At 66.0% G+C, this 10615-nt stretch carries 8 protein-coding genes; 3 read left to right on the forward strand and 5 right to left on the reverse strand.

The annotated features are described in order from the left end of the window. Positions 1-66: 66 nt before the first annotated feature. Entirely contained in the window at positions 67-978 is a 912-nt protein-coding gene (locus P3W85_RS35020; RefSeq protein ID WP_276268134.1) for an aldose epimerase, read from the reverse strand. Positions 979-1281: 303 nt separating this feature from the next. Here P3W85_RS35020 and P3W85_RS35025 point away from each other — a divergent pair, with 303 nt between their 5' ends. Next, positions 1282-1770, forward strand: a complete 489-nt coding sequence (locus tag P3W85_RS35025; RefSeq protein ID WP_276268135.1) for a cupin domain-containing protein — start codon at positions 1282-1284, stop codon at positions 1768-1770. Positions 1771-1820: 50 nt separating this feature from the next. Here the strand turns inward: P3W85_RS35025 and P3W85_RS35030 are convergent, their stop codons facing one another. Further along, positions 1821-3035, reverse strand: a complete 1215-nt coding sequence (locus P3W85_RS35030) for a polyhydroxyalkanoate depolymerase (protein ID WP_017226400.1) — start codon at positions 3033-3035, stop codon at positions 1821-1823. 476 nt (positions 3036-3511) lie between these two features. On the opposite strand from P3W85_RS35030, the gene P3W85_RS35035 reads away from it, so the two are divergent. Next, on the forward strand, positions 3512-4165 hold the full coding sequence (locus tag P3W85_RS35035; RefSeq protein ID WP_017226402.1) for a glutathione S-transferase family protein: 654 nt from the start codon (positions 3512-3514) through the stop codon (positions 4163-4165). A gap of 104 nt (positions 4166-4269) precedes the next feature. Here P3W85_RS35035 and P3W85_RS35040 read toward each other — a convergent pair whose 3' ends face one another. Both P3W85_RS35040 and ubiD read right to left on the reverse strand, forming a co-directional pair. After that, on the reverse strand, positions 4270-6294 hold the full coding sequence (locus tag P3W85_RS35040; RefSeq protein WP_276268136.1) for an acetoacetate--CoA ligase: 2025 nt from the start codon (positions 6292-6294) through the stop codon (positions 4270-4272). 164 nt (positions 6295-6458) lie between these two features. Continuing rightward, complete coding sequence (gene ubiD / locus P3W85_RS35045; RefSeq protein WP_017230255.1) at positions 6459-7988, reverse strand: 4-hydroxy-3-polyprenylbenzoate decarboxylase; 1530 nt, start codon at positions 7986-7988, stop codon at positions 6459-6461. Positions 7989-8631: 643 nt separating this feature from the next. On the opposite strand from ubiD, the gene P3W85_RS35050 reads away from it, so the two are divergent. Then, a complete protein-coding gene (locus tag P3W85_RS35050; RefSeq protein ID WP_035816768.1) occupies positions 8632-9693 on the forward strand; it encodes a lytic transglycosylase domain-containing protein in 1062 nt (353 codons plus the stop codon). A 181-nt stretch (positions 9694-9874) separates the two neighbouring features. Here the strand turns inward: P3W85_RS35050 and P3W85_RS35055 are convergent. Then, positions 9875-10615, reverse strand: a 741-nt coding sequence (locus P3W85_RS35055; RefSeq protein ID WP_276268137.1) for an aminotransferase class I/II-fold pyridoxal phosphate-dependent enzyme, incomplete at its 5' end; no start/stop codon positions are given.

Raw genomic sequence — 10615 nt, forward strand, 5'->3', positions numbered from 1 at the left:
CCGCTTTTCGACGCGGGCGGCGCGCCGCACCGCCACCCGTTCTTCGCCTTGTCCGCCGGATGCCCTCTACCGATCCAGACGCAGCCGGCACACCGCCGCTTCCTCCTGGCCTGGTGCGAGCCAGCGCAGCCCGGTGCCGTGATGGATGGCATTCGGCAGGCCCAGCCACGGCTCCACGCAGTAGAAATCGGAGTCAGGACGCTCCGACCATGTCGTGACGGCGAACCATGGCGTGGGCGAATCCAGTTCGATCGAGAGCCGGCGGCCGTGCGGCATTGCCAGCGTGCAGGCCCCCGGGTTTGCCGGCGGCGCCTGCAGTACGTGGAAAGTATCCTGCAGGCGCGCGTCGTCGAGCCGGTACGATGCGGCGCCGGCTCCGTTCGCTGCCAGCGAGCCGTCTTCGCGCTGGCGCATCAGTTCCGCCGCCGGCATGGCCAGCGAGCAAGCCGCGCGTGCCTCCGCGGCGAGCGCGAAATAGAAATGATGGCCCGCGTAATACGGTAAGGCCTGCGCGCCGGTATTGCGTGTGCGCAGCGTGGCTTCGAGGCCGTCTTCCAGCAGCCGGTAAGTGACCTCGAATGTAAATTCGAAGGGGTAGCTCCCGCGCGTGGCATCCGAGGATTGCAGCGCCATGGCGATGCCGCGCCCCGCTTCATGCTGCGTGACCGTGAAGGGCAGGTCGCGTGCGAAACCATGGTTCGGCAGTGCGCGCACCACGCCATCGGCATCTTTCCACGCGCCGGGCGTGCCCTCGGCGAAGTGCCTGGCGATGAAGGGGAACAGCAGCGGGTTGCCGCCGCGCACGCGGGCTGCCTGCGACCAGTCGGCATGGTCCGGCCAATAAAGGATGTCCTCGCCGCAATGTACCCAGCGCACCAGGCGGCCGCCGGATTGCGGGGCGAGCAGGAGGAAACTGTGTTCGTCCCCGACCTGGACTAATTCCTGGCCCTGGAAGAGACTAAGGGGGAGTGCTTGCATGCGAAGTCCTGCGAATGGAATCGCTGCATCATAACCGCCATTGCGCGGCGCGCATCCGTGCGCCCGGCCGCATCGCGGCAGCGGGCACCGGCCCGGTGCCCGGAAGCGCCAGGCGGGAACATCGCCCGCCCGCGGCGAGTGCATGCCCGGTGCGCTGCTCCCGGCGGTTGCCAGGCGCAGCGGCTCGCGCCTCACATTTCGGCGGTTCTACCCGCCCCGCCGCGCGGCGGCACCCGGGACCTGCCGCTGGCGTGAATGTTGCGTCGCAGCGCGGAGCTTTCCTCTTAGCGAAAGGAGCTTGTCATGGCCGAGTCCCTCAGCAAGTCCGGCAGCGATCCGGTCGGCGAATCCGCCGCTGCCTCCACCTCCACCAAGTTCTCCCACGTACGCCCCCAGGACACTGCCTTCGTCGACCAGGGCCTGCGCGACTTTTTTCTCTACCGCGATCTCGGTATTGCCGAGGCTACCGGCGGCAAGCTGCTGGTGCAGCTGGTCAAGGCCAACCGGCCACCCGAGCAGGGCACCGGCTGGCACCGGCACGAGGCGCAGTTCCATGTCGTGCTGATGCTCAAGGGCTGGGCGCGTTTCATGTACGAGGACAAGGAGACGCTGGTGGCGGCCGGGGATTGCGTGCACCAGCGTCCCGGCATCACCCATTACCTGTTCGATTACTCGCCGGATATGGAGTACCTCGAAATCGTCGGGCCGGCCGACTTCGGCACGGTCGGCGTCGAAGGGCCGTGCGCGGTACCGCCGGTGACGCCGTGGCCGGCGAAGCGGGACGCAGCCTAGCCCGACAACGCTGAGGCGCCCTGCGCCGGCCCCGTCGCCGGCGAGACGCTTCACTGGCTCATGTGCACCGCGTTGCGCACCAGCGGATAGACCTGGGCATCCCAGCGCTTGCCGTTGAACACGCCGTAGTGGCCCACGCCGGTTTGTACATGATGCATGCGCATATAGGGCCGCAGGCTGCCGCACAGTTCCTGTGCGGCCATGGTCTGCCCGATGGCGCAGATATCGTCGCGTTCGCCTTCCACCGTAAGCAGCGCCGTGCGGTGGATCGCGCGCGTGTCCACTCGGCGGCCGCCCACGTCGAGCAGGCCCTGCGCCAGCAGGAAACGCTGGAACACCATGCTGACGGTCTCGAGATAGAACTCGGCGGTGAGGTCCATGGTGGCGAAATATTCCTCGTAGAACACCTGGATCGCATCGGCGCGCTCGTGCTCGCCATTGGCGCGCAGGTCGTAGAGATCGCGAAATGCTTGCTGGTGGCGTTCGCTGTTCATGCTCATGAAGGCGAGCAGTTGCATGAAGCCCGGATAAACGCGGCGCATGGCGCCGGTGAAGCGCATCGGCACATAGCTGGTGAGCGAACACTCGAACCACTCGATCGGTTTGCTGGTGGCAAGCTCATTGACCTTGGTCGGATTGATCCGGGCGTCGATGGGGCCGGCTATCAGCGTCAGGCTGGGCGGCTGTACCGGGTCGCCGTCCTCGGCCATCAGGGCCACCGCGGCGAGTGCCGCCACGGTCGGCTGGCAGACAGCCATCAGATGCGTGCCGGCACCGAGAACGTGCAGAAAATCGATCAGGTGGTAGACGAACTCGTCAAAGCCGAAGCGGCCGTGCGCCAGCGAGATGTCGCGCGGATTGTGCCAGTCGGTGATATAGACATCGTGGTCGCGCAACATGGTCTGCGCCGTGCCGCGCAGCAGCGTGGCAAAGTGGCCCGACATCGGTGCGACCAGCAACACGCGCGGCTGCCCGGTGATGCCGTGCTTGCGAAAGTGCAGCAGCGAGCAGAACGGCGTGCGTGCCGTCACTTCCTCGCTGACCTGTACCGGCACGCCGTCTACCATGACGCTGCCGATGTCGAACGCGTGCCGGTGGTGCGTCAGCCGGCTCAGCGCCAGCACTTCGCAGGCGGCGCGCGTGGCGCGCATCGGCTCGCAGTCCGCCAGGCGCGGATTTCCGGCCAGCGTGGTCGCCACCATGTCGGCCACGCTGCAGGCCGGTTGCATGATGTCCGCATAAGTCTGGTACACCTGGTACAGCATGGCTCGCCCCTTTTATGCGTTGACCTCATCATCCGCAATATGCATGCCACGGCGATCGCCATGGCATGAGGCTTGCGGGCCTTTCCGTACGGCGGAACAGGACGACCTGTTCTGGCTCGTATGCGGCGCAAGCGCCGCGCGCGGACCGCGCGCGCGGAGCGTTGCCGGCAGTACGCCTCATGCTGGTGCCGTGCTGCGCACCGTGCCGGTGCCGGCCTCGCCGCAGCGCGTCTGCGTCTGTGAGAGAGAAAAAAGAGCCTGGCCGCTGCGCGCATTTTCGGCGCAGGCCGCACAGTCGGTACCAATGGCTTTGCCACGATGTAGTACAAATTCATAGTAGAAGACTGCGGGCACAAAGCACGTAGCACGATACTGCAGCGAGACGCACGGGCGCACTGTTCACTGGCAGACATACGACGAATGGCGTTCGCCCGCCATGCAGCGATCAACGTTTATCCAGGTGGCAAGGAGGCACGATGGCAAGGACGACACTCACCATCAGCAGTAAAACGTATTCGTCGTGGTCCCTGCGGGGCTGGCTGCTGGCGCGCTTCGCGGGACTCGAGTTCGAGGAGGTGCTGGTGCCGCCGGACGATGCCGCGGCGCGCGCGGAAATCCTGCTGCTATCGCCTTCCATCCTGGTGCCTCGTTTGCTGCATCAGGGCGTGACGGTGTGGGACACGCTGGCCATCGCCGAATACCTCAACGAGGTTCGTCCCAAGGCCGGGCTGCTACCCGACGATCGCGCCGCGCGCGCGCATTGCCGGGCTATCTGCGGTGAGATGCACTCTGGCTTCGCGGCCATGCGCGCGGCCCTGCCGATGAATTTGAAGGGGCACTTTCCGGGCTTCAAGGTGTGGTCGCGCGCGCAGGCGGATATCGATCGCATCACCCAGATCTGGACCGAGTGCCTGACACAGTACGGTGGTCCCTACCTGTTCGGCGAACGCTGCATGGCCGATGCGATGTACGCACCGGTGGTGACGCGCTTCGTGACTTATGGCGTGGAGCTGGATCCCGTGCCGGTGGCGTACTGCAAGCAGATCCTCTCCATGCCCGAACTGCAGGAATGGATCGCGGAGGCGAAGAAGGAACCCGATGAAATCAGCGAGCTGGAAGTGGAGTTCTGACCTGCGGCTTCGCCTCGGCTCCTGCTTTTGATCCGGCTTCGATCTGGATGGAACGCACCACGGCGCTTGCCGCCATGGTGCGCTTTTTTTGCCTCATGCCGTGTTCAGGCCGTGGCGGAACCGCCGGCGCGCGCCGCGAGGAAACGCTCGGCATAGGCAAAGTACCAGTCCAGCGTGTCCGGGTTGGCCATGGCATCGCGGTTGGCGATCTTGTCCGGGGCGTGGCCCAGCAGCAGCTTCTTGATCGGCACTTCCATCTTTTTGCCCGACAGCGTGCGCGGCACGCCGGGCACCTGCAGGATTTCGTTCGGCACGTGGCGTGACGACAGCGCGCTGCGAATGCGCGCGCGCATGAGGTCGCGCAGCGCTTCGTCGAGCACCAGGCCTTCCCGCAGCACCACGAACAGCGGCATATAGGAGTCGCGGCCAAGGTATTCGAGGTCCACCACCATGCTGTCGAGCACTTCAGGCAGGTCTTCCACCACGCGGTACAGCTCGCTGGTACCCATGCGGATGCCATGGCGGTTGATGGTCGCGTCCGAGCGGCCATAGATGATGGCGCCGCCGTGCCGGGTGATCTTGATCCAGTCGCCGTGGCGCCACACGCCGGGATAGGTGTCGAAGTAGCTGTCGCGGTAGCGCTGTCCGTTGGCGTCGCCCCACAGGAACAGCGGCATCGACGGGATCGGCGCGCTGCACACCAGTTCGCCCACCTCGTCGATCAGCGCGTGGCCCGCCTCGTCGAAGGCTTCGACCCTGGCGCCCAGGCAGCGGCACTGCATCTCGCCCGAATAGACCGGCAGGATCGGGCAGCCCGCCACGAAGGAGCCGGCGAAGTCGGTGCCGCCGCTCATCGGCGCGAGCCAGATATCGGCCCGCACATGGCGGTAGATCCAGTCGTAGGCTTCGGCCGGCAGCGGCGAGCCGGTCGAGCCGAGCGCGCGCAGCCGGGACAGATCGGCCTCGCGGGCGGGCTCGATGCCGGCCTTCATGCAGCCGGTGAAGTACGCCGCGCCGGCGCCGAAGGCGGTGACGCCGGCGGCGTCCACGAAGCGCCACAGCGCACCGGCATCGGGAAACGCGGGGTTGCCGTCGTAGAGCGCGATGGTGGTGCCCAGCAGCAGTCCCGCCACCTGCGCATTCCACATGATCCAGCCGCTGCTGCTGTACCAATGGAAGACATCGTCCGGTCCCAGGTTGTTGTGGAAGGCCATCAGCTTGAGTTGCTCGATGACGATGCCGCCGTGGCCGTGCACGATGGGCTTGGGCATGCCGGTGGTGCCCGAGGAGTAGACGATCCACAGCGGATGGTCGAACGGTACGGATTCGATCGCCAGCGGCACGCGATGCGCCAGCACCGCCTGCCATGCGTGGCGGCGCACGCCGGCGGGCAGCGCGAGGGCGCCGGGGTCGGCCGCTCCGGCCGGCACCAGGATCAGGTCGGTGAGCGAGGGCAGGGTGGCGGCCAGGTCGGCCAGCACCGGCAGACGGTCGTAGGCTTTGCCGCCATACCCGTATCCGTCCACCGCGATCAGCACCTTGGGCTCGATCTGGCGGAAGCGGTCGATCACTGCGACCTGGCCCATGTCGGGCGCGCAGCCGGACCAGATTGCGCCGAGGCTGGCGGTGGCCAGGAAGGCGACGACGGTGGCGGGGATGTTGGGCAGGTAGCCGGCCACGCGGTCGCCGCGGGCCACGCCCATTTCCCGCAGGGCATGTGCCAGCGAGGCGACCTGCGCCTCCAGCGCGTCCCAGCTCAGGTCGGCGACCTCGCGCGACTCGCTGGCATGGCGGATGGCGGTGCGCTGGCGTGCGGCGCCACTGCCGGCGTGCCGGAACACCTGCTGCACATAGTTCAGGCTGGCGCCTTCGAACCAGCGCGCGCCGGGCATGGCGGGGTTGCCGAGCACGCGCACGGGCGGCGTGTCGAAGCGCAGGTCGAAGTAAGCCCGGATGGCGTCCCAGAAGGCTTCCAGGTCGGTCACCGACCATTGCCAAAGCGCGGCGTAGTCGCCGAAGGCGAGCCCGCGCTCGCTTTCCAGCCAGCGCATGAAGTGCGCAATGTGGCTGCCGTCGCGGAACGCCGGTGAGGGCGTCCACATCAGTTTCCCTTGTTCAAGGGGGGTCATGTCTCCTCCTCGGGTCCGTCTGCGCGGACGTGCGGATGGGTTGGGATGGTCAGGGGTGCCTGGTGTTGCCAGATGTTGCCTGGCGCTGCGTTCACCGCCGACCGGCCAGCGTGATCTTACATGCTGTCGGCATGCAGGGCCGGCCCGGCTGGGCCCGCATGCGCTTACGCCTTGTCCCGCGCTTCGAACAGGCTGTCCCACAGCCCGTCCACGCGCGCCTTGACGCCGTCATCCATCCTGATCGGACGGCCCCACTCGCGCGTGGTCTCGCCGGGCCACTTGTCGGTGGCGTCGATGCCCATCTTCGAGCCCAGCCCGGACACCGGCGAGGCGAAGTCGAGGTAGTCGATCGGGGTGTTGTCCACCAGCACGGTGTCGCGCGAAGGATCGACGCGGGTGGTGATGGCCCAGATCACTTCCTTCCAGTCCCGCACGTCGACATCGTCATCGACCACCACGATGAACTTCGTATACATGAACTGGCGCAGGAAGCTCCAGACGCCGAACATCACGCGCTTGGCGTGGCCGGCGTATTGCTTTTTCATGCGCACCACCGCCATGCGGTAGCTGCAGCCCTCGGGCGGCAGGTAGAAGTCGGTGATCTCCGGAAATTGCTTCTGCAGCAGCGGCACGAATACCTCGTTGAGCGCCACGCCGAGCACGGCCGGTTCGTCGGGCGGCTTGCCGGTGTAGGTGGAGTGGTAGATCGGGTCGCGCCGCATGGTGATGCGCTCGATGGTGAAGACCGGAAACCAGTCCTGCTCGTTGTAGTAGCCGGTGTGGTCGCCGTAAGGGCCTTCGAGCGCATGCTGGTAGCCGGACGGGTGGTTCGGGTCGGGCTGGATATGCCCTTCCAGCACGATCTCGGCCGAGGCCGGCACGCTGAGCTCGGACAGCGTCGGCGTAATGCAGCCGGCCAGCGCGGTACGGCTGCCGCGCAGCAGGCCGGCGAACTGGTACTCCGACAGGGTGTCCGGCACCGGTGTGACCGCGCCGAGGATGGTGGCGGGGTCGGCGCCCAGCGCCACAGCGATCGGAAAAGGCTTGCCGGGGTTTGCCAGGGCGTGCTCGCGGAAATCCAGCGCGCCGCCGCGATGCGCCAGCCAGCGCATGATGACCTGGTTGCGGCTGATGACCTGCTGGCGGTAGATGCCCAGGTTCTGGCGCTTCTTGTGCGGGCCCTTGGTGACCACCAGGCCCCAGGTGATCAGCGGTGCCGCGTCTTCCGGCCAGCAGGTCTGGATCGGCAGGCGCGCGAGATCGACGTCATTGCCTTCCCACACCACTTCCTGGCAGGCGGGGCTGCCGACCCGCTTGGGCGCCATGTCCCACACCGATTTGGCCAGCGTGAAGAGCTTGCCGGCTTCGCGCAGGCCGCGTGGCGGCTCGGGTTCCTTGAGCGCCGACAAGACGCGGCCGATGTCGCGCAGGTCGGCCAGGCTTTCCGCGCCCATGCCAAGTGCGACTCTGCGTGTCGTGCCGAACAGATTGGCCAGTACCGGCACCGTATAAGTATGCCCAGGCCGGTGGGGATCGCTAGGGCGTTCGAACACGACAGCCGGTCCATTTGCTCGCAACAGCCTGTCGCAGATTTCAGTCATTTCCAGGTTGGGCGACACTGGCACGCCAATCCGTTTCAGTTCGCCAAGGCCTTCCAGCTGGCCGATGAAATCGCGCAAGTCGTTGTATTTCATAGTGAATTCTGTTGAGGCTCAGGCACTCGGAAGTCCCTGTCCGCACAAGTGATATGTTTAAGATATGCATTTATATGCACATCGATGCAATAGGGCGTAAAAAATTTGCCCCGAATTCCATGTCCAAATTGTAAATTTTTTTGCCCCGCCGGCCTCGGTGTCGATGCCCTCCATGCATTGCCAGTGCTGACTTCAGCCGATTCCCAGGGGAGCGGAAGTGCGTAAAAGAGCCTTGTTACATATAACCAGAAGCTTTGTTTTTGCTAAACGTTATTCTTGACGATGTATAAAAGGGTTTCTACAATCCGGCTCTACTCGTTGGAGTGTTGCGATGCAGCACATTTCTTTTGGCCCTGTCAAGGGGTTGGTGGAGAATTATCCATATTTGATCATCTGAGCGGATTCGTCTGAGCAAGGACGGGCCCGCCTGATTGCCCGGCGCCGAGCCGGTGGTTTTGAGTAGTTCGCAGCAGGGCAGGCTCCCCCAAGAGCCTACCCTGTTTCTCGTTGGGCGCATGGGGAGCGCCCACCAACAGGTGCTGGCGGTCCTTGCTAGGCAGTGCGGCATCCTTACTTGAATACGCGGTCATCGGGCGTGCGGCGCAATAGCGCAGCGCGAAGCGGACAGCGGATGGAGGTAAGTATGAGTGGTTGGAAAACCCTTCATCTTCCCGGTGTCGGACGGGCATTGCAGGTCCGCTTCAGACAACCGGTACCCGGAGTGAGTCGGGCGTTGCAGGTTCGTCTCGCGCATCCGGTGGCTAACCGCGCCATACGGGGCGGTCGTGCAACACTGAAGTACGCCCTGAACAGTCTCGGGGTGGTGTCTGTCGTCGCGGCAGTATCGCTGTCGCTCAGCCAGGAATGGCGTACGGCCCTGGCCGGTGCGCTGGCCGGGGACGAAGCACCCGCGGTGCTGATGGAAGCGGCGGTGCCTGCGTCCACGGCCGACGTCGCCGCGGCCAAGCTGGCCCTGGCAACGGTGCCTTCGAAGCCCGCGGGCTTGCCGACGGTGACCGGGACCGACGACTGGGGCCAGACGACGGCGGGCAAGGTGCCTTCCGTGGCCCATCTGGCCGCGCAGATCCCGGCGCAGCGCGTGGCGCTGGACGCGCGCAGTTCCGCCACGCTGGGCAGCGCGCGCGAGCAGGCTGCCGTGGCGGAATACATTGCCCGCAAGTATCGGGTAGCCGCGCAGGCAACCGCGCAACTGGTCAAGGCCGCATACCTGACCGGGCGCGAAGTCGGCATCGATCCGCTGCTGATCCTGGGCGTGATTGCGATCGAGTCCAGCTTCAACCCGTACGCCGAGAGCGGCGTGGGCGCGCAGGGCCTGATGCAGGTGATGACCAAGGTCCACCAGGACAAGTACGAGGCCGTGGGCGGCGTGGCCGCCGCGCTCAACCCATACGCCAACATCAAGATCGGCGCGCTGGTGCTGAAGGACTGCATTGCCCGCGCCGGTTCGCTGGAAGGTGGCCTGAAGTATTACGTGGGCGCGGCGACGACCAACACCGATGGCGGCTATGGCGCCAAGGTGCTGGCGGAACGTGCCCGCCTGCGTCAACTGCTGGGCGTGCGCAATGCGCCCGAGCCGGTCGCCGCCAAGCCGGAAGCCACGCCCGGCGCCAAGGCCCAGGCCGAGCACCATCAAGGCGCGGGCGACAAGCTGGAAGCCGCGGGCAACGTGCCCAAGAGCGCCTGACAGGTGCTGGCGGCGGCCCTGGCAAGCCTGAGGCACTAGCCCAAGCCGGCCGGATGCGCCCAAACCGCGTGGCATGACGAGGGTGTTACTCCTTCTCCCTCATGGGGAGAGGGGGGCCGCCACCACAGGTCCGATTTTGCCAGCAATCTGAAAGCACCCTTCGGGGTGCTTTTTTCGTTGTTCAGGCGAAGAACTTGCCCAGGCGTGCCATGGCTTGCTCGATATTCTCCATCGAGGTCGCGTACGAGATGCGGATGTAGTCGCTGGCCGTGTACGGGCCAAAATCCTGGCCCGGCACCAGCACCACGCCGGCATCGTGCAGCATGGCCTGCGTCAGGCTGTCGGCATCGCCTGCGGCGGGGTGGTTGACGCCGCGGCAGTCCGCATACACATAGAAGGCGCCATCCGGCTTGACCGGCACCCGCAGGCCGAGCGACTCCAGCGCCGGCACGATGGCGTCGCGGCGGCGGTGGAATTCGGCCTTGCGGGCATCGTAGATGGCCAGGGCTTCAGGGGAGAAGCAGGCCAGCGCCGCATGCTGAGCAACCGCGGAGGCGCAGATGAACAGGTTCTGCGCCACTTTCTCGAAGGCACTCACCAGCGCGTCCGGCACCACCAGCCAGCCCAGGCGCCACCCCGTCATATTGAAGTACTTGGAGAAGCTGTTGACGGTGACGACATCGTCGTCGAGGCTCAGGGCCGATACCGGCGGGGCGTCGTAGGACAGGCCCTGGTAGATCTCGTCGACGATGGCAAAGCCCTGGCGCGCGCGTACGGCTTGCAGGATGCGCGTCAGCTCGCCCGGCAGGATCGAGGTGCCGGTGGGGTTGGAGGGAGACGCCAGCAGCACGCCGCGGGTCTGCTCGCCCCAGTGCGTCTCCACCTGTTCGGCGGTCAGCTGGAAGCGTTGGGCGGGCCCGCT

Origin of the sequence: Cupriavidus basilensis, assembly GCF_029335485.1 — a bacterium.
GTDB classification, from domain to species: Bacteria; Pseudomonadota; Gammaproteobacteria; order Burkholderiales; family Burkholderiaceae; genus Cupriavidus; species Cupriavidus basilensis_E.